The following is an 18,187-nucleotide window of genomic DNA, read 5'->3' as shown; positions in this document are numbered from 1 at the left end:
GCAAGCGGGCTCGCGCCAGTCAGCGCATTGCCGCAGGGCCAATCTGCAAGGATTTGGTGAGAGGTGCTAACGGAAGGGCCTGTTTCCGTTAGCGGCTTCCGGATTGATTCAGAGCTGATTCAGATCGCTTAACCGATCTCAAGACTCCCTAACGGAAATAAACCAAATAAATCGATTAACCCTGATTTTTCTTTACCTTATGGGAACCCATTCCGGTGAATCTCCAACTTGTCCGAGGCCGAAAACGGTCGGGGCATTGGGTGGAACGCCTTCTCGTTACAACGGCAAAGCCGGGACGGAAGGCCTAGATGATGGGGGCCGAAATGGCTTTCACTGATGTGGAAACGGCGCAAGCTCACGATGCGGTCAACACCGATCCGACGGGCGATGATCTTTGCAAACTCGGTATTCTTTATTCGACGGGTCAGGGCGGCACAGTCGATTTCGTCGAGGCGCACAAATGGTTCAACCTCGCCACGCTGATGGGGTGTGAAGCGGCCAAGTATTATCGTCAGGAAATCTCTGACGAGATGGACCGCATGCAAATCTCTGAAGCTCAGCGCGCAGCACGCGACTGGCTGGCCACGCGTCACTAGACGCGAATGCTAGCGATTGTCGTTGATCGCGTCCGCGATGGCGAAGGAAAACGCCTGATCGAGCGGCAATATGCCATAGACATATTGCTGTACGAACAGGGTCACCTCCGCGACCGTTGATCGCGGTACGAAGACGATATCGTGCCGCTGGAGAACAAACGGGTCGCCGTCGCCATCTCCGCGAAGCGCCCGGTGCAGATTGACGGTTCGCATCATCAGGCCGTCACCATTGGGCGCCCGGCGCAGAATGACGACATCTCCGCGCGCTGCGGTATCGCGGAAGCCCCCCGCGAGGATAACCGCTTCCAGGGCACCAATGCGTGAAGGCATGGGGTACATGCCCGGCGTATTGACCTGACCGCCAACAATAATGTTCTGCGCGCCAAAGTCAGTCGCCGTGACCTCCACAATCGGGTCGCGCAGCATGGTTGTGTAAGCGTCCGCAATCGAGCCGGCGGCTTGGGAATCTGTCCGCCCGGCGACCATGACCCTGCCGGCCAAAGGCAGGTTTACCCGGCCATCCGGGCCCACCACGGCGGAACGGTTCAGCTCACTGGCTGTATGTACGGTCACATCAATCGTATCGCCAGGAAACAGCAGGAAGGATGGATCCTGTTGGCGCCACTCAACAAAACGGATATCGCCCCAACCTGCCGGCGCGGTCGAGCCAGCCACGCCGCCGCCTTCCCAGGCCCAATAGTCGGGTTCGCGTTCACCACGATTGAAGGGCGCCGTCACCACACCGCCCACACCATCAACCACGGCCCCGCCGACGGCGCGCGTTGAGTTGCCAACGACACGTGCGGTGCTGCACCCGGCGAGAACCATCGCCAATACCAGTATGAAAATCCGCTTCATGACCGACTCATCTGTCATTTCTTACCTGAATACGAACCTTCCGCGTTTCGGATAATGAAAAATTAAACCACGCAGCGCTTTTCTCCTGTGCATGAGTCGCGCTTACGCAGGTTCGGGCCGTCCGCCACCACCAACGCCTCCCCATGGGGAGCGGCGTGAGCTGGATTTATACGACCTCATTGAAATGATGTGGTCGCAGCGCGGCACGATTCTCGCTGTTTTTCTGGTTATTTTTATTGTCGGCGGCGCTGCGGCTTATTTTATGCTGGAGCGCAGCTATGAAGCACGCGCCCGCTTGCTCGTGCTGCTGGACGATCAGGATCTAACGCCCGGGGCTGCTGGCTCTGGTGACGGCTTTATCATTGAGCAGGTGATGCAGTCAGAGGCGGAAATCCTGAATTCAGAGGCCGTTAGGCGCCGCGCGCTGGAGGCACTGGGCCCTGCCGCGGTGCTGCCTGAGGGCGGAACAGAAGCACTTGCGCTGCGGACCTTGCGGCAAAGTTTTGCGGTTGAACGCGCCCCAAACGCGTCTGTGCTTATACCGGTCCTTGAAAGCAACAACCCTGCGCGTTCTGAAACGGCGCTTAACGCGATTATCGATGCGTACATTGAATACCGCCAGATTGTCCTTACAGGCGATGGCTTCAGCGGCATTGCCGATCGCCGGATGCAGGCCGATGCGGCTCACGCAGCGGCATTGGCGGCGCTCGATGAATTCCTTCGTCAGAATGATATTGTCGACTATGAAGCGGACCGTGCTGCGGCCACCACACGCGTCGCCACACTCCAGAATCAGATGCTGACGGCCCAATCTGCCGCTGCCGCCGCGCGATCTGCCGGCAGTGCAATAGAAGAACGTGTCTCGGGAATGCCCGAAAGCATTGAGATTTACGTCGATAGCAGTGCGGAAAACCAATTGGCGGAATTGCGGCTCGAGCGCGAACGCTTGCTCGCGCGTTATCTTGAAGCGGCGCCTCCGGTGGTTGCGATCGATCGCGAGATTGCTGAACTTGAGGAGTTTATTGCGGGTGGCGGAGTAGCGGGCCTCGGCAACACACGCACCGGCGTGAATGAAGTCCGTCAGGCGCTGGTCGAGGAGCAGCTTCGTCAGGAATCGCAAGGCGTGGCGCAAACATCGCTTGCAGCCTCTTTGCGCACACAGCTACGTGCAGCCCAAGGCGAAGTTCAAAGGCTTCGTGCTTTGGCCCCTGTGTTTCGTCGTTTGGCGCAGGATGTGACCGCAACCGAGGCCGCCGCGAGCTTGCTTGCGACCCAGCAGGCCGAGGCCGAAGCCCGGCAATCGCTTGCGCCGGGCAGTGCGGATGCGATCCGCATTGTCGAGCGCGCCTATGCACCGCCAGAAGGATCGTCGCTGCGCAAGCTGGGCGTCGTTGCCGCCTTTATATTTGCAGCGGGAACAGCCGTTCTTCTGGGGTTGCTGCGTGGCTACTGGATCCAGCATGTCAGCCCAAACGCACCCCGTCTGCGGCGACCGGTCTTTCAACAGACAGCGGAAACAACCGAAGCCATTGGCCCCATGCCGTCACGTGTCGCAGGCGTCCCGGTGCTGACCCGAATCCCACAACGTGCCGCGCCGTTGGGCCGGCGTTAACCGGTCGCGGGGAATCCTCGGTAGAGATAGGCGATTCGCGGCAACTTGATGGTAGATCTTTCTATGGACATGCAGGCTCTGGTCTCCCGTTTGGAACCCATTGCGCGGCCGGGGGGGCAAGGTCGGGTTTTGATGTTCCTGGGCGCAAGCCGTGGGGCAGGGGCGTCCAGTGTCGCGCGCGCCTTTGCGCGGGCAGCGGCGCGCCGGTCGCGCCGCGGTGTCTGGCTGATTGATCTTGATTTTGCACGTAATGCTCAGGCGCAAGCGTTGGTGTCTCCTGGTGCTTCTTCTTTTGATGCCTCGTTTGGGCGGGACCCGTTTTGGCAGGCTGAACCGGTGAGTGCTCAAGCCCGGCTGGTTGCACGGCCTGCTGGGGAGCATCTTTACATCACCGAATTCCAGCGATCCCGCGCCAGTATTGAACGCCTTCAATTCCGGTCTGCGCAAGCTTATTGGAATGCCGTTCGTGGCAGCATTGACCTGGCGGTGCTGGATGCGCCGGGTGCGGGCCGCGCTGTCTTGCCCGTTGCCGGCGATTCGGATGGCGTCATTCTTGTTGCCGATGAGAGCCGTTGGGATGAGCGATCCATTGCAGCGCGCCGCCATGCGATTGAACAGCAAGGCGGCCGCGTGGTTGGGATTGTTTGCAATCGGTCCCGGTATTCGGCCGGGCAGGCAGCTTGAATCAGGTCTCCGACCATATCCAGATCCTGCGGGCTGGACCGCGAATGAATATTCTCCGGCCGCTTGAATACCTACTGGCCGGCACAATCCTATTTCTGGTGTCACAGGGGCTGCTGGGGCCTTTATTGGCGGACCCCGCCGATCCAGAAGGTCCGGCCCTGCTGCGGGTCATGTGGCTCCCGGTGTATGGACTAACGCTGGCTTGGCTATTGATCACGCCGATGCGCTCGATCGATGTCATGATGCGAACGCCATTGATCTTGATCCTGAGCGCGCTTTGTCTGGCCTCTTTCCTTTGGTCATGGGACGCCGGTGTGACTCAAAGACGAGGCTTTGCGCTCGTCATGACGACGCTGTTCGGCCTGTTGCTGGCATCGCGGTTTAACTGGCGGGAGATCATTCCGCTGTTCGCGGCCGTCTTTGGCGTGCTGGCGGTGATGAGCGCTTTGATGGCCCTTGGATATCCAACATTGGGCGTCCATCACGATATTCATGTTGGCGCCTGGCGCGGCATCTGGTGGGAGAAAAACACGCTTGGGGCCATGATGGCCTTCGGCACCATGGCCTCGCTTGCTGCGGCTGTCTGTCAGCCGGAACGCCGTTGGATCTGGTGGGGGCTGGCGGCCTTCATGGCGGCCATGGTGTTAATGTCGACTTCCCGCACCGCTTTGCTTGCCCTGATGCTGGGTCTCTCGATCCTGTCGGCTGTCCATTTGTGCCGCCGAGGATTTGGGTTCTCCGCGCTCATCTTGTTGGGCGGTGGATTGGTCGCGTTCATCGCCGCGTTGGTCCTTGCGATTGCTCCGGTCGCGGTTCTCGAAGCTCTCGGGCGGGATGCCACTCTGACCGGGCGGACAGACATCTGGGTGGTATTGGCAGAACAGGTCGCTGCTAATCCCTGGACGGGTTATGGCTATGGCGCATTCTGGAGCGGAGAATATGGCCCGGCCTTCTGGGTCCGGCAACGCACACAATGGGAGGTTCCCACTGCGCATAATGGCTGGCTCGAGATTGCGTTGAGCATCGGCATTCCTGGTGTGATTCTGATGGCGCTTTCGCTATTAGCGTCGATCCTTCGGGCGTTGTCTCGCCTTTTTAATGGACCAGAGGCCTACTGGGCTCTGGCCTTCCTGGCACTGATCTCACTGATCAGTATTTCAGAGAGCAACCTCTTGCAGCGCAACGCGATTGTCTGGGTGCTTTATGTGGCAACTGCCGCGCGATTGGCTTTGCCGCTGCGATATGAAGCGGTCAAGGAGCGATAGGCTTCGCTGACAGGCAGTACCACCGCTTTGCTATCAGCAATTGCGTCTAACAAGCCGACATATTGTTCAACCGTACAGCCCCATTCGGTTGGTTTGTCCTGAATGTCGTGCGCGTAAAAAATCAACCAACCCGGCTTGGCCATGGCGGCTTTTATCCAGAGATGGGCCTTGGCGATTCCGTCTGCGCCACCATCGATACCCACGGCCTTTAACAGCAACCTGTCCGAGCCATTGCGGTTAATGCCCGGCTGCACACCGCGCAGGGTTTCAAAGCGTTCTCCGAGCGCGGCTTTTACTGCTGGAGCGCTCTCCCCATAAGGAAAAGCAAAGGCCGTCAGCTTGTCGTCAAATCCCAATTCCCGTAACGCCGCTTCATTCTGATCGCATTGCGTTTGCGCTTCCGCCGGGCTGATCTGGCCCAGATCGGTGTGATCCAGCGTGTGACAGCCGATTTCGTGGCCTGCAGCATGAAGCCTGCGCACGTCATCGGCGGACAGCATTTCGCCATGATGGGTCGAGGAACCGATAAATCCTGCGGCCGTGTAATAGGTTCCACGCCAGCCACGTTTTTCGAGTTCTGCCGCGCCGACATCACCCGCAGATTTCGGGAAATCGTCGAATGTGATCGAAACGACCAAACGGTCCGGGTCCACCTCTATTGGATCGCGCTCAAACAATCGGGCTTGCAGCCGCTTCAGCTTGCCAAAGGCACCGCTGGAAGGAATGTAGGTCCTGGTGGTCATTAAATGGCCTCCGCGGCCCAGCTGGCGCGCCAAAGGCGCAGCGCAAGTGTTCTCGATTTCATCGGGGCAACTGGTGATTTTGCCATCAAGGCCCAGATGCCACGCAGCAGAGCCTGGCCCGGAACGGCTTTCAGAAACCGCGCTGCTTTAGCGCTTGGCAACTTGGCCAGATCTGGATGCTTTTCCAGCAGGCGTGCATAGTTGAAAGCGGCATCCCGGAACTTTCGAAGCAGCACATCCGGTGTTTGCCAGCCGGAATGCCCGGCTGGATTATCGCAATGGACAAGCTGGCCAACGGCATCCGCGCGAACCGCCCAATCGACATCCTCCCAGCCCCAGCCGGTGAAATGCTCGTCGAAGGTCACATGACGCATGAGATTGGCTTCAACCAATAAATTGCTGGTGCAGAAGGCGGTCGCGCCAATCGCATTACGCGTCTCGGCGGTGTTCTCGTCACTCGATTGAGCCAAGGCCGCATGCAGGCGGTGCGAGCGCTCGGTCACCGGATCGGCGATATACCCGCCGAAACAGGCGTCAAATCCGCCTTGCTCAACCAGATCAAGCCAGGTCGCAAGAAAGCCGTCCTCGACGGTCATGTCCGCATCAAGGTAGAGAAACCAGTCTCCAACGGCGGCGCTGGCCAGCCGATTGCGGCCAGCAGCTCGCCCGACATTGCGGTGAGACGTCAACAGACGGACCGGCGCGGCGAGAATGCTGATGGCTTTGGTGACTTGCTCGTTCAAAGCAGGGTCCGGCTCTCCATCGTCAAAAAGGACGATCTCTACCGGCAACTCCGATGGAATGATTTGTTCGCTCAGCGCCGTGACCAGCGGCAGCGGATTATCCCGATAGAAGGGGATGAGGACTGAAAGCTTCGCAGCGGAGGTCGTCGAGGCTGCCGTGTTGGAATAGTCGGCATAGGTGCTCATGCGGAAGCCTCCTGTGGACGCAGCCAGCTTTGAGCGACGCTTAACCAGCTGCGGCATCCTGCGATGTTCAGCCCCAGCGCTGCCGTCACATAGACCATGCCACCCAAGGCAGCCTGGCCGAACAGGACGAGGATTGCAGGGCCATTGATCGGAAGGGTGATGACGGCGAGGGCCATTATACCCGTGGCGAGCGCGGCTTTGCCCCAATCCATCCAGGGCAGGGGCAGGGCAAATAATCGCCGCCCGATCAAGGCGCACAGTACAAGCCCTGCTGTGTAGGATATCAGCGTGGCTGCTGCGGCTCCCGCGATGCCATAGATCGGCAGCAGGAGTACGTTCAGACCAAGGTTTAGCACTGCAGCTCCCGCCATAATGGCCGCCATCCAGCGGGTTTTGCGCTTTAGAATGAAGCTCTCATGGAAATAATAGGTCATTAGGCCATTCATCAGCCCGGCTAAAGCAATCCAGGGCAGGATCAGCGTGGCTCCTTCGCGGAATTCTTCCCCCACCATAACACCCGCCAGCGGCGCGGCGACCAGGGCAAGGCCCGCAGCTGCCGGAAACCCTATCAAGCCCATCACGCGTGCCGATTGACCGGCAACTTCCCGCGCGGCGTTTTCGCCTTTTTCTTCGAGGGCCTTGATCATTAACGGCGTGGCAGCTGCGCCCAGCCAAATGAAAATAATGTCGATGGTCCGATCCGCGAGGCCGTAACCCGCCGAGTAGATGCCAACGGCCGCTTCGTTCAGGAAACCGGCGATAAGGAAGCGATCTCCGGCGGAGAGCAAATGCTCGAACACCAGCGAGATCGAGACCGGTAGGCCATAAGCGAAATAAACTGCGGCGCGGCGCTTGCGCGGCTTCCCGCCTTTGGCCTTGCGGGCTTGAGCCGGCAGCTCGAACATTAGCGTAATCACACACGCAAGCGCCATACCCGCGATGGGACCTGCTGCGCCAAGCGGCGTGGCCATTACCAGTCCGATTCCAATCGCAAAGCCCGCCAGTGTGTTGAACGTTTCAAAGAGGGAGTATGAGGCGACCTCGCCGTTTGCACGCCGGGTCTCCAGACCGATCGCCAGTGTGGAGCGAAGCGTGAGCGCCATCAGGCCGAAGGCGAGGGCGGTTTTCATTTCCAGGCTGAGCGGGGCAAGCCAGATGGCAAGTCCTCCACTCGCCAGTACGCCAATCGCAATCAGCGCGTAGGATGTGTAAACCGTGACAAGATGAGACGCGAGATGACCGCGTTGCTGGGCGCGGGCATGAAAGCGCGCCACCGACGCATCCAGCCAGGTGTGAAACGCCATCGCCGTAATATGCATAGCCGCAAGCGCGAGCGCGTATTGGCCATACATTTCCGCTGGCATCAGGCGTGTCAGAACGGCCACGCCGCCAAAGCCGACAAGCGCGCGGGCGATCTGCACAGGCAGGTATCCAAGAATGTGTTTGCCCAGCATGTCTTTGGCGCACTCCTGATTGAACCCAAGAGTGTGACGCAAACCACCTAAAATGCGGTGAACGCGCAGGCTTTTGTCGAAACGAAGCGGAAACCCTGTTGCGCTATGGTGCTGACAACCGGGAACAAGGTGCATCCATGTCGTCGCAAATCACTGCTGAACTGAAAAAGCCCAGCGAACTAAGCCCAGCAGAGCGCGAGGCTTGGCAAGAGTTCACCGACCACAATTCCACGCTCACTAGCCCTTATTTCCGGCTGGAATTCGCGGATGCCATGGAAGTCGCGCGCACCGATACCCGCGTGATTGTGGCGCGCCGAAGTGGAGAATTGCTGGGCTTCTTGCCCTTGCAGCTGGGCAAGGTGGGTTATGCGCGGCCGCTCGGTGGTCCGTTGGGTGATGTTCAGGGACTTATTCAGCCGGGCGGAGCCCAAGCTGATCCGCGTGACTGGTTGCGCGCCAGCGGCGTACCACTGTTTGAATTTCAAAGCGCGGTCGGGGTGGATCAGAAGTGGCGCGACTATGGCCGAACCCAGGACGGATCCTGGGTCTGTGATCTCAGCGGCGGTTTTGAGGCCTATGAAGCTCACCGCCAACTTTTGTCGCCGAGTGCTTTCAAGAATATCCGTTCGCGCACGCGCCGGCTTGAAAAAGTTGAAGAGGGTTTTGAATTCTGCCTGCAGGATGAACGGCTGGACGTCTTTGACACCATGATTGAGTGGAAGCGTCAGCAATATCACCGGACGCAGGTCTTCGACGTGTTTTCTGTGGGTTGGACCAAAACGCTCCTCGAAGCTATCTTGAAAACCCAGACAGATCGCTTCAGGGGCACCTGCTCAACACTGCGGATTGGCGGCAAGATCGCGGCTGTTCATATCGGCATGGCGAGCGAGGCGCTAACCCATTACTGGTTTCCGGCCTATGACCCGGAGTTCAATCGGATCAGTCCGGGATTGCTCCTCCTAATTGAGATGATCAAAGATGCGGCAGAGCGTGGCCATACGGGTTTGGAGCTTGGCCCTGGTGAATACCGTTTCAAGCTGGAATTGGGCTCCTATCAGGTGCCGTTGTGGCAGGGCTGTATGATGACGCGCTCCGCTCCTGCCGTTCTCAGAGGTGTCAGCCAGGTGCTAGCGGGGGCCTGCGAAAAGGCACCTCTTGGTAAAATCGGATCGTTGCCGCGGCGTGCTTTGCGCAAAGCCGACAAGCTAGCGGCCTTTTATGCATGGTAATCGGGCCTGACCGCCGGACCGTCCTGATTTCAGGCGCTGCGGCTCTTACCATGGGCTGTCAAAAAGCCCGAACATCTCCGAAAATCGACCTCTGGAATAACTCCACCGGTCCGCATCTGCGCGGCGCGGTGTTTCCGCAAAGGCGGGTCTATCCGGAAATTGATGGCGACGTGTTTTTAGGGAGCGGTTCGGTGGGCGCGCCGATCACCAATCAGGCGCTGGATAGTCTGGCCGCTGCGGGTGCAAATTTCGCTCTGCTCTCGCATCCGGGATTGTTCTCTGAAACGGCTCCCTACCGCCAGGATCGCGCAATAGAAGATCATCTCGCCGACATGGTCGAACGCTGTCGGCAAAGAGGGATTTTTACCGTCATCGGATTCCGGACAGGTCCCGGACGATCAGAGTTTACTTTTCATCGCGATAGTCCCGGGGATTGGTTTCCGGCTTCGATGATAAATGAGCGCGTCTGGTCGGATGCCGAAGCCCAAGCGGCCTGGGCTGAAATGTGGCGCCACGCCGCCCGCCAGTTTCGAGGTCATGAGAGTGTGGCCGGGTATCTTCTCATGGTTGAACCGAATGGCAGCCACATTGTGCGCCATTCGCCCTGGTCAGGCATGGCCAGAACGCTGGCGGACGCTATTAGGTCCGTTGATGCCGAAACGCCGTTGCTGATCAGCCCGGATGGCTATGCGCATCTCAGCGGCGCGAATGGTTTCTCGGTGCCCCCGGCGTCCAATACTGTTTTGACCGTCCATGACTATGAACCCTTCGCCTATACGCATGGCGATCCGATGAGCGCAGCATCCTTCACGCCCGAGCAGGCGAGGCTTGATGCGCCTGTCGCCGGTCGCTGGATGCTAGGCGAATTTGGCGTGCGCCGCTGGGCTCATGGCGCTGAACAATTCCTGCGCTATCGAATGGAGTCGCTGGACTCACACGGCGCGAACTCGGCCTTCTTTCACTGGGAGACGGGGTGGGAGCCCTATGACTCACAGGAAAATGCCTGGATCCCGCACTATGGCCGTGAACAACGCGCTTTAAGACCAGCAGCGGATGCGCCCATGCTGGCTGTGCTTCAAGAATTCTGGTCGCGCAATCGCGCGCGGCCCTAGCGGATATTGGTGCTGTCGCCCAACAGGGCGGGCCCGGTACGCAACATGATCCAGAGATCAAACCACAGGCTGGCGCGGGCAATGTATTCAACATCATAGCGGATACGTTCGCGCGCGGATTCTGGCGTATGGAGCGGGCCGCGCGATCCGTTGACCTGTGCCCAGCCCGTTAGACCCGGTTTTACGCGATGGCGATGAGCGTATTCGCCCACAAGGCTGGATGTTAGGGCGGCACCTGTGCGCATGCCGGGCGCATGAGGACGCGGACCAACGAGCGACATGTCGCCTTTCAGCACATTCCAGAGCTGTGGGAGTTCATCCAGGCTGGTCTTGCGAATAAATTTGCCGATTCGCGTGACGCGCGGATCATCGCGCTCGACTTGGCGCACTGCGCCGTTTTTCGGAGCAGGATCATTGCGCATGGAGCGGAATTTCAGGACTTCGATCAGGCGACCATTAAAGCCTTCGCGCTTTTGCCGGAAAAGGACCGGGCCTGGAGAATCCAGCTTGATCAGGACCGCGAGGACCGCCATCACAGGCAAGGCAGCAAGGAACATCGCGGATCCGATCAGCAGATCCTGCAACCGCTTCGTGATTACCCAGCCCGGCGAAGCGGGTTGGCCAGATAGCCGCGCAGCTGAAACATTCGCGATATCTTCCAGCTTTTGGCGCTTTGGATTGAAATTCTCGAAATCGAGCAGCAAGGAAACCGGTTGGGGCAGCCCTGAGAGCCGCGCCAGCAACTCCCGGACACGATCGACCGCATGTGGCGTCACCGTAACGACAATTCGGTCGACCTCGTGAAGCAGCGGCCAATGCGACAGTTCCTGAAGGGTTCCGAGATAGGGTGCGCCAGCCAGCGTTGAGGGGCTGCGGGTTTGACGGTCATCAAAGACGCCAAGAATATTGATTGACTTGCTGCGGCCATTGGCTTCGATCAACCGGCGCGCATTTGCGGTTGCGCCGACCACGACCACGTTGGACGCCAATCGGCCTTGGCGGGCCCAGAACTCGATAAAGAATGCATAGATGCAGTGCACAACAAGAAGGGTTGCCGCGCCGACACCTGAAAGCTGCGATGCTGCCAGAACGATGGCCGGGTCGGCGAGGCGGGCCAGCAAAATCGTCGCCGTGCCGGCCATCCCCAAAGCGATGACGGCAAAAGCCACGTGCTGCCAAGCCGAGCGTCGAGCTCTGATCCTATAAACGCTGCTGAGGCGTAAGCCGGCGGCCGCCACTCCAACGAAAACCAGCATCGGCCAAAAGCTTGCCATATAGACCAGGACCGCTGTTGCCACGAGGCAAGCCATAATGCCGCCATCAACGAGCTGAAAGACCCGGCTTAGCGTCGGCCGATCAATTCGATTGATGGGTGGATTGATACATGAAGGGTCAGCCCGGCGTTTGTTGCCTGGCAATGTGCCGTTAAACGCCGCCGACACATCGTTTGCCGGCGAAAATGGTCCTTGAGCATGCGAACGATCATTCATGGTGACCGGCTCCGATCAAATTTAATCTCGCCGGATAATAGTCCCATAACCAAAAGAAACCGTTGTCGGACGTGGTTACCCAAGTCTGAACATGACAGGCTTCGCGCTAGCCGGTTTTGCCTGTATGTTGATCTGGTTGCGATGAATTGGGGACATCGATGAATTGCCGGATAATCGTTTTGGTCACAGTCGGTTTGTTCGCCGCCGGGTGCGCGTACACGCCGGACGGAATTCCACGCGAAGATTTGATTTCTACGGCGGTAGCTGCGCCTGCGCCTGCTCCTGAGCCCGCACCGGGTGAGGGCGATGAGGAAGCACTCGTTGTGCTGGTGGACGGTGAAACGGGAGATGATACGGCCAACGAAGAGGCTCTCACAGAAGTGGAAGTAAGCGGAACTGGCCGCGGCGCTGTCGTTCCGGAATCGCGGGAGATCGAGCTCGGCGAGATTGTCACCGGCGGAAGTGGCGGCGGTGCTGCGAGCGCCGCCAGCGGATTTGTTTATCCCAGTGTCGGATCGGCCTTTGCGGCCACACGTCCGGAAACGCCTTATGTAATGGAGGCCGGGGGAGAGACGCCTTATTGGCGATCACAGTCCTCGTTCTACGAGCTGGACGGTATCGTCTTCGCGGAATTTTCTTTGATCGCGGTAGATCGTGAGCCGATCCTCGCCACGCTGCGTCAGGTGCCCGAGGCGGCTGCGCCCGGTTTCCGGCGTTATGTTTCGGTCGAAGGAGCGCCGGTTTCGGCGGCCTATCAGGCCGGCCCATGTGGAGCCGGAGACGGAATTCAGCGGGGCTATTTCGCGTCAATCCGGGTCGGCGATGAAGGTTTCGAGGGATGTGCACGGGAGACCGGCGGGCAGTGGGACTGGAGCCGGGATCTTTTGACCCGTTATGACGCCATCATGTTGTGCCTGGATGAAGTGCCGGATGCAGTCGGTGCAGTTGACGCCTATTCACCGTCCGAAACCAATACGGCGGTGCGAGTGTTGCGCAGCGACCAGAGCCGCATTGAGTGTGTAATCGTCAATGAAGATTTGCGAATGGCCTCGGTGCGGGAGCTGGATGTCACCGAGGTCCATCTGAATGAGGGTCGGACGGTCTTCTTGCGGGAAATCGGAGAAACCCGCGATGAGTGCCGCTCTTATGAGAATATTTTTGGACCGGATGGCAGGTTGATGGGGGTTCTGGCTCATGATCTTTGCCAAAACCCGCGCGCTCATTTTCAGGGTCCCCCGCCGGACCCTGAAAGCTGATCTAAGTTTGCGTGAAAAGCTTGGCGAATTCGCCATATCCCTCAGCTTCAAGGTCGGCGACCGGTATGAAGCGGAGGGATGCAGAGTTGATGCAATAGCGCAACCCGCCTTGATCTGCTGGTCCGTCAGGAAAAACATGGCCGAGATGGCTGTCACCATGTGACGACCGCACTTCGGTTCGTATCATGCCGTGTGAAGTGTCCCGTAATTCATTGATGTTCTCAGCGTCAACTGGCCTGGTAAAGCTCGGCCATCCACAGCCAGAATCGAACTTGTCGAAAGACGTAAATAGTGGCTCTCCGGAAACGATATCGACGTAGATGCCGATCTCTTTGTGATCATTATACTCCCCTGTGAAGGGTCGTTCTGTGCCGTTTTCCTGGGTAACGCGGTATTGTTCGGCGGTGAGTCCAGAGATGGTGTCAGCATCTTTTTTATACGTTCTGCCCATAGCGATTTCTTCCTTTTTTCCGTTCAGACCCCGGATGTGGTTATGGCTGTCAGGTTTTGCCACCAGGATCGCGCAGAGTTGATCGCAGAACGGGCTTGTCAGTTCTGCGCGCTCGACACGGGTTGCCCACCTGCGGATTGAGCTTCGTCTTCAAGCTTCTTTGACATCCAGTTCGGCGTTTTTGTGAACCGGCCCAGCACGCTGTAGGCCACGGGGATCACGAAGAGGGTGAACAGGGTCGCCACGGCAACGCCGGTGAAAATCACAACGCCGATGGTTATCCGGCTTTCAGAACCCGGGCCATCCGCCAGCATGAGAGGTGCGGCGCCAATTGCGGTCGACAGTCCGGTCATCAAAATTGGCCGGAACCGTATTTCAGCGGCATCCAGAGTGGCCGTCATCACATCGCGCCCATCCTCGCGGAGCTGGTTTGCAAACTCGACGATCAAGATACCGTTTTTGGCTGCGAGCCCGATGAGTATGACAAGCCCGATTTGAGAATAGATATTCAAGCTGGAACCGATCAGTTCCAGACCAAACAATCCGCCGGTCACGGCCAGGGGAACGGTAAGCATGATGACGAAGGGTTGAATGAAGCTTTCGAACTGAGCCGCCAACACAAGAAATACAATCAATAGCGCCATGCCAAAGGCGAACAGAAGGGCTGAATTGGCCTCAAGAAATTCCTTTGCGCCGCCAAGATAGGTGGTCGAAAAACCCGGAGCCAATTCGCGTTCTGCCCAACCATCCAGCCAGCCGACGGCTTCGCCAAGCGAATATCCCTCAGCAAGCGTCGCCGAAACCGTGATCGCCCGTTGCCGGTTAATCCGGTTGCGTGACGATGCTTCTCCAACCTCCTGGATCGATACAAGGTTGGAAAGCGGAATCAGCCGGTTTTCCCGCCCTTCCACAAAAAGCGTCTCAAGGTCCTGAGCGCTGGATCTCTGATCACGCCGGTTTTCCATGATCACATTGTAGGCTTCGCCGTCATCGATGAACTGTCCAACGCGGCGGGAACCGAGATGCGTTTGGAGGGTCTGGCCAATATCCGCCACGGATACGCCGAGCGCCGCGGCTCGTTCTCGATCAATCTGAACCACAAAACGCGGGCTGGTGGGCTCGTAATTTTTGCGAGCCCGCAACAGGGCAGGGTTTTCCGATCTGATAGCCGCTAAAAGGCGTTCAGCCTCGGCGTCCAGCGCTTCATAGTCCGGTCCTTGCAACACAAACTGTATATCGTCTCCGCCCCCGCCCCCGCCGCTCAGCGCTGAGCGCATGGATGCAAAAGCGCGAACACCCGTCAGCTGGCCAAATTGGCCATTGATCTCGCCGACGATCTCCGCGCCATCGCGCCGGTCGTCCCAGTGCACCATGGTGCCAATAACGATGCCGGAATTGAATCCGGATCCGCCCCAGCCAGGCGAGACGACAAGAACGCGGCGAAGTTCACCGGATTCTACATAGTCGAGCACAACGCGTTCAACGGCATCGGCCTGGTCGCTCATATAGTCAAAGCTTGCGCCTTCGGGGCCTGAGAAAAAGCCAAAGAAGCCACCGCGATCCTCTGGCGGGGTCAGCTCTCCGGGCAACCGGTCCAGCAAGTACACTGACCCGCCGAGCGCGATAACAATGACCGGGATGATCGCCAATGGAAACCGCACGGCAATCTCGAGGCTGGAGCGATAATTCGACCGCAGTTTTTGAACGATCCCATTGACCCATTTGGCGGGCCCGCGCGCCTGTTTTGAGGGTTTGATCAGCTTTGATGCCATCATCGGCGACAACGTCAACGCCACAAAGCTGGAGAGAATGACGGCTACCGCAATCGTGAGAGCCAGCTCATTGAATATCCGGCCGATAAATCCTGGCAGGAACACCAGCGGGACAAAGACGGAAACGAGGACGGCGGTTGTGGCAATCACCGCGAAAAAGACCTGCCGGCCGCCGCGAAGCGAGGCGAGCGCCGGGGGCTCGCCCATATCAACACGGCGTTGGATATTCTCAAGCACGACGATGGAATCATCGACCACCAGGCCAATCACCAAAACCAGGGCGAGAAGTGTCAGGATGTTTATGGAGAATCCGGCCAGCGCCAGCCCGGCAAAAACACCCACCAGGCATACCGGAACGACGGCTGCGGGAATTATGGCGGCGCGGAAGCTGCCGAGAAACAGGTAGATAATGAAGACCACAAGCGTCGCCGCGATAAACAAGGTACGCCAGACTTCCCGAATGGATTCCTCAATGAAAATCGTGTCATCCGATGCGACGATCAGGCTCATACCTTCAGGCAATGTCGTCCGGACCTGATCAGCGATTGCCGCAACATCATCGGCAACCTGCACGGAGTTGGCCTGGCTTTGTCGGACAAACCCCAGCCCAATCATGTTCTCGCCATTGCCGCGGAACAGGGTGCGGGGTTGTTCTGCCTCTAATGAGACATCTGCGACCTCTCCCAGCCTGATAATATGACCGCCTTCTCCGGTCGTGAGCGGGAGACGTTCAAAGCTCTCCGGGTCTGCAAACAGGCGTTCGACGCGGACAACGATATTTGTGTCATCGGTTTCGATCGACCCGCCGGGCACCTCGATATTCTGTGACCGTAAAGCGGCGTCGATGTCAGCAACGGTGATCTGGCGAGCCGCCATGGCCTGAGGATCGAGCCAAACGCGGATAGCGTAGCGCCGCTCACCGCCGACTCGCACCTGTGCGACGCCATCGATCACGCTGAACCGGTCAATCAGATTGCGGGTCGCAAAATCCGTGAGTTCTTCCGACGTCAGCCGGTCGGACATCAGCGAATACCACATGAAGGGGCGCGCATCGGAATCCTGCTTGCGGATTTCGAGTTCTTCGACCTCCGGCGGCAAGGCATCGGTGACACGAGACACCGCATCGCGCACGTCATTTGCTGCGGCTTCAATATTTCTGCTCAGGTCGAATGTGATCGAGATATTGGCCCCGCCATCACGCGATGACGATGAAATCAGATCGATACCTTCTATCCCCGAAAGCTGGTCCTCGATGATTTGCGTGACGCGGTTTTCGACGACCTCTGCATTCGCGCCGGGATAATCGACTGAAACCGAGACAATCGGCTGATCAACATCGGGAAGTTCGCGCAGCGGCAATTGCTGGAAACCGAGCGTGCCGAAAACAATGATCAGCGCACTGATCACAAAGGCCAGCACGGGCCGGCGGACGGCGACGTCGGAAAGTGTCATGGCTGTCCCGTCAGGCTTGTTGTCAAGCTGGCATCGAGGTCGGCGTTTTCGCGTCCGCCGCGCGTTTCTGTGACAGAAACCGGCATCCCGTTGCGGACCCGGTGTACGCCTTCGGCGACAACCTGCTCGCCGGCATTCAGCCCGGAGTGTATTTCCACCAAATCGCCCTGCCGAAGGCCCAGTTGGACCTGACGCTGCTCTATCAGTGATCCGTTTTCACCGGTCTGAATCACGTAAACAAAGGTGTTTTCCCGCAACCGGGTGATGGCAGAACCCGGCACGGCGGCATTCATACGTTCATTCCTGCGGATATCGACCGTCATCAGCTGGCCCGGCCGCAGGCGGGCATCGGAATTATCGATTTCCGCACGCACCGTGATGGTTCGCGTGACCGGATCTACCCGGCTATCGATCTGGGCAATTACGCCCTCAAAAACGTAGTCGGGATAAGCAGATGTTCGGGCCTGAACGGGCAGATCGGTCTGCAAAGCCGCGAGAAACCGCTCGGGAACCGGGAAATCAAGCTTGATCGTGCTCGTATCATCCAGCGTGACAATGGGGTCGCCGGGACGCACCAGGCTGCCGGTACTGATCTCTCTTAATCCGACAACACCGCCGAAGGGGGCACGAATAATTCTGTCTGCCAGTTGCGCTTCGATCGAGTTCACGCGCGCACGGGCACGATCAACGGCAGCATTGGCTTCGTCGAGGCGTTGGCGTGGCGCAATGCCTCGATCGATCAGATCCTGGACGCGGTTCAATTCCTGGCGGGCTTCGCGTGAAGTGGCGCGCGCCTCCGACAGGCTGGCTGCTTCTTCGGTATCGGTCAGTTCGACCAGAATGTCGTCGGCTTCAACGCGCTGGCCACTATCGAAATTAATGCGTGAGATCGTGTCAGAAACGCGCGCGGTTATGGTGACGGTTTCGTTCGCTCGAGCCGTACCCAGAGCTTCGACAACATCGGCGAATTCCCTTGTTTCAACGATGAAGGCGGCGACATGCGTTGTCCGCCCGCCCCAGCCACCGCCAGATGGCTCTTCGGTGCCAAACGACCGGAAGAGAACGATGGCCGTCATGGCGGCAAATACGCCGAGGACGACGATGAGAGTGGCTGCGCGGGTCATTGATACCTCCGGGCGGCGAAAATGCGCCTTTTGTCCCGGACTTCAAGGTCATCATTTCCAGTACAGAGGACTTTGGCACGAATTCCCGGACTGCAATTGGTGTTGAGCCGGATTTCGCCAGTCGCTAGAACGCGCGTTACATTATAACCCTTCCATCACA

General features: G+C 58.5%; 15 protein-coding genes. 7 read left to right on the top strand and 8 right to left on the bottom strand.

The genetic code is table 11. The features are described from left to right. Window positions 1–323: 323 nt before the first annotated feature. The gene (locus tag ACO079_RS03700; RefSeq protein ID WP_421791887.1) at window positions 324–596 is read left to right on the top strand and encodes a hypothetical protein; all 273 of its coding nucleotides are present in this window, start codon (window positions 324–326) and stop codon (window positions 594–596) included. A 9-nt stretch (window positions 597–605) separates the two neighbouring features. Here ACO079_RS03700 and ACO079_RS03695 read toward each other — a convergent pair whose 3' ends face one another. Beyond that, window positions 606–1,454, bottom strand: a complete 849-nt coding sequence (locus tag ACO079_RS03695) for a polysaccharide biosynthesis/export family protein (RefSeq protein WP_421791885.1) — start codon at window positions 1,452–1,454, stop codon at window positions 606–608. Between the two features lie 91 nt (window positions 1,455–1,545). Here ACO079_RS03695 and ACO079_RS03690 point away from each other — a divergent pair, with 91 nt between their 5' ends. The 3 genes from ACO079_RS03690 to ACO079_RS03680 are packed head-to-tail and all read left to right on the top strand — an operon-like array spanning window position 1,546 to window position 5,015. Beyond that, window positions 1,546–3,066: a GumC family protein gene (locus ACO079_RS03690; RefSeq protein ID WP_421791883.1), complete on the top strand. Its 1,521-nt coding sequence runs from the start codon at window positions 1,546–1,548 to the stop codon at window positions 3,064–3,066. A 48-nt stretch (window positions 3,067–3,114) separates the two neighbouring features. Further along, window positions 3,115–3,750: a hypothetical protein gene (locus ACO079_RS03685; RefSeq protein ID WP_421791881.1), complete on the top strand. Its 636-nt coding sequence runs from the start codon at window positions 3,115–3,117 to the stop codon at window positions 3,748–3,750. A gap of 44 nt (window positions 3,751–3,794) precedes the next feature. Next, on the top strand, window positions 3,795–5,015 hold the full coding sequence (locus tag ACO079_RS03680) for an O-antigen ligase family protein (RefSeq protein ID WP_421791879.1): 1,221 nt from the start codon (window positions 3,795–3,797) through the stop codon (window positions 5,013–5,015). On the opposite strand, the gene ACO079_RS03675 is transcribed toward ACO079_RS03680, so the two are convergent. The 3 genes from ACO079_RS03675 to ACO079_RS03665 are packed head-to-tail and all read right to left on the bottom strand — an operon-like array spanning window position 4,952 to window position 8,141. Continuing rightward, a complete protein-coding gene (locus ACO079_RS03675; protein ID WP_421791877.1) occupies window positions 4,952–5,758 on the bottom strand; it encodes a polysaccharide deacetylase family protein in 807 nt (268 codons plus the stop codon). The two genes, ACO079_RS03680 and ACO079_RS03675, sit on opposite strands and share 64 nt — an antisense overlap. Continuing rightward, complete coding sequence (locus ACO079_RS03670; RefSeq protein ID WP_421791875.1) at window positions 5,758–6,687, bottom strand: glycosyltransferase family 2 protein; 930 nt, start codon at window positions 6,685–6,687, stop codon at window positions 5,758–5,760. Before ACO079_RS03670 ends, ACO079_RS03675 begins: the two co-directional genes overlap by 1 nt. Further along, window positions 6,684–8,141 (bottom strand): lipopolysaccharide biosynthesis protein, encoded by a 1,458-nt coding sequence (locus tag ACO079_RS03665; RefSeq protein ID WP_421791873.1) that lies wholly within the window; start codon window positions 8,139–8,141, stop codon window positions 6,684–6,686. Before ACO079_RS03665 ends, ACO079_RS03670 begins: the two co-directional genes overlap by 4 nt. Window positions 8,142–8,278: 137 nt before the next feature. Here ACO079_RS03665 and ACO079_RS03660 point away from each other — a divergent pair, with 137 nt between their 5' ends. Then, complete coding sequence (locus ACO079_RS03660; protein WP_421791871.1) at window positions 8,279–9,370, top strand: GNAT family N-acetyltransferase; 1,092 nt, start codon at window positions 8,279–8,281, stop codon at window positions 9,368–9,370. Further along, window positions 9,364–10,482: a glycoside hydrolase family 5 protein gene (locus tag ACO079_RS03655; protein WP_421791869.1), complete on the top strand. Its 1,119-nt coding sequence runs from the start codon at window positions 9,364–9,366 to the stop codon at window positions 10,480–10,482. Before ACO079_RS03660 ends, ACO079_RS03655 begins: the two co-directional genes overlap by 7 nt. Here ACO079_RS03655 and ACO079_RS03650 read toward each other — a convergent pair. Continuing rightward, window positions 10,479–11,972 (bottom strand): exopolysaccharide biosynthesis polyprenyl glycosylphosphotransferase, encoded by a 1,494-nt coding sequence (locus ACO079_RS03650; protein WP_421791867.1) that lies wholly within the window; start codon window positions 11,970–11,972, stop codon window positions 10,479–10,481. The two genes, ACO079_RS03655 and ACO079_RS03650, sit on opposite strands and share 4 nt — an antisense overlap. A gap of 158 nt (window positions 11,973–12,130) precedes the next feature. Between ACO079_RS03650 and ACO079_RS03645 the strand changes: the two genes are divergently transcribed. Continuing rightward, on the top strand, window positions 12,131–13,228 hold the full coding sequence (locus tag ACO079_RS03645) for a hypothetical protein (RefSeq protein ID WP_421791865.1): 1,098 nt from the start codon (window positions 12,131–12,133) through the stop codon (window positions 13,226–13,228). Window position 13,229: 1 nt separating this feature from the next. Here ACO079_RS03645 and msrB read toward each other — a convergent pair whose 3' ends face one another. From msrB to ACO079_RS03630, 3 genes are all read right to left on the bottom strand, one after another. Beyond that, window positions 13,230–13,679, bottom strand: a complete 450-nt coding sequence (gene msrB, locus ACO079_RS03640) for a peptide-methionine (R)-S-oxide reductase MsrB (protein ID WP_421791863.1) — start codon at window positions 13,677–13,679, stop codon at window positions 13,230–13,232. A 98-nt stretch (window positions 13,680–13,777) separates the two neighbouring features. Further along, entirely contained in the window at window positions 13,778–16,903 is a 3,126-nt protein-coding gene (locus tag ACO079_RS03635) for an efflux RND transporter permease subunit (protein WP_421791861.1), read from the bottom strand. Further along, a complete protein-coding gene (locus ACO079_RS03630; RefSeq protein WP_421791860.1) occupies window positions 16,900–18,027 on the bottom strand; it encodes an efflux RND transporter periplasmic adaptor subunit in 1,128 nt (375 codons plus the stop codon). The genes ACO079_RS03635 and ACO079_RS03630 overlap by 4 nt, the downstream gene beginning before the upstream one ends. Window positions 18,028–18,187 lie beyond the last annotated feature (160 nt).

The organism is Hyphobacterium sp., assembly GCF_965228115.1.
Taxonomy (GTDB): Bacteria; Pseudomonadota; Alphaproteobacteria; order Caulobacterales; family Maricaulaceae; genus Hyphobacterium.
The sequence above is the reverse complement of the archived record's forward strand: the minus strand, read 5'-3'. Positions and strand labels throughout refer to the sequence as shown.

Excerpts from the sequence above, each read along its gene's own strand:
- ACO079_RS03700 (WP_421791887.1), top strand. The coding sequence starts at position 324 with ATGGCTTTCACTGATGTGGAAACGGCGCAAGCTCACGATGCGGTCAAC.
- ACO079_RS03695 (WP_421791885.1), bottom strand. The coding sequence starts at position 1,454 with ATGAAGCGGATTTTCATACTGGTATTGGCGATGGTTCTCGCCGGGTGC.
- ACO079_RS03690 (WP_421791883.1), top strand. The coding sequence starts at position 1,546 with ATGAGTCGCGCTTACGCAGGTTCGGGCCGTCCGCCACCACCAACGCCT.
- ACO079_RS03685 (WP_421791881.1), top strand. The coding sequence starts at position 3,115 with ATGGTAGATCTTTCTATGGACATGCAGGCTCTGGTCTCCCGTTTGGAA.
- ACO079_RS03680 (WP_421791879.1), top strand. The coding sequence starts at position 3,795 with ATGAATATTCTCCGGCCGCTTGAATACCTACTGGCCGGCACAATCCTA.
- ACO079_RS03675 (WP_421791877.1), bottom strand. The coding sequence starts at position 5,758 with ATGACCACCAGGACCTACATTCCTTCCAGCGGTGCCTTTGGCAAGCTG.
- ACO079_RS03670 (WP_421791875.1), bottom strand. The coding sequence starts at position 6,687 with ATGAGCACCTATGCCGACTATTCCAACACGGCAGCCTCGACGACCTCC.
- ACO079_RS03665 (WP_421791873.1), bottom strand. The coding sequence starts at position 8,141 with ATGCTGGGCAAACACATTCTTGGATACCTGCCTGTGCAGATCGCCCGC.
- ACO079_RS03660 (WP_421791871.1), top strand. The coding sequence starts at position 8,279 with ATGTCGTCGCAAATCACTGCTGAACTGAAAAAGCCCAGCGAACTAAGC.
- ACO079_RS03655 (WP_421791869.1), top strand. The coding sequence starts at position 9,364 with ATGGTAATCGGGCCTGACCGCCGGACCGTCCTGATTTCAGGCGCTGCG.
- ACO079_RS03650 (WP_421791867.1), bottom strand. The coding sequence starts at position 11,972 with ATGAATGATCGTTCGCATGCTCAAGGACCATTTTCGCCGGCAAACGAT.
- ACO079_RS03645 (WP_421791865.1), top strand. The coding sequence starts at position 12,131 with ATGAATTGCCGGATAATCGTTTTGGTCACAGTCGGTTTGTTCGCCGCC.
- msrB (WP_421791863.1), bottom strand. The coding sequence starts at position 13,679 with ATGGGCAGAACGTATAAAAAAGATGCTGACACCATCTCTGGACTCACC.
- ACO079_RS03635 (WP_421791861.1), bottom strand. The coding sequence starts at position 16,903 with ATGACACTTTCCGACGTCGCCGTCCGCCGGCCCGTGCTGGCCTTTGTG.
- ACO079_RS03630 (WP_421791860.1), bottom strand. The coding sequence starts at position 18,027 with ATGACCCGCGCAGCCACTCTCATCGTCGTCCTCGGCGTATTTGCCGCC.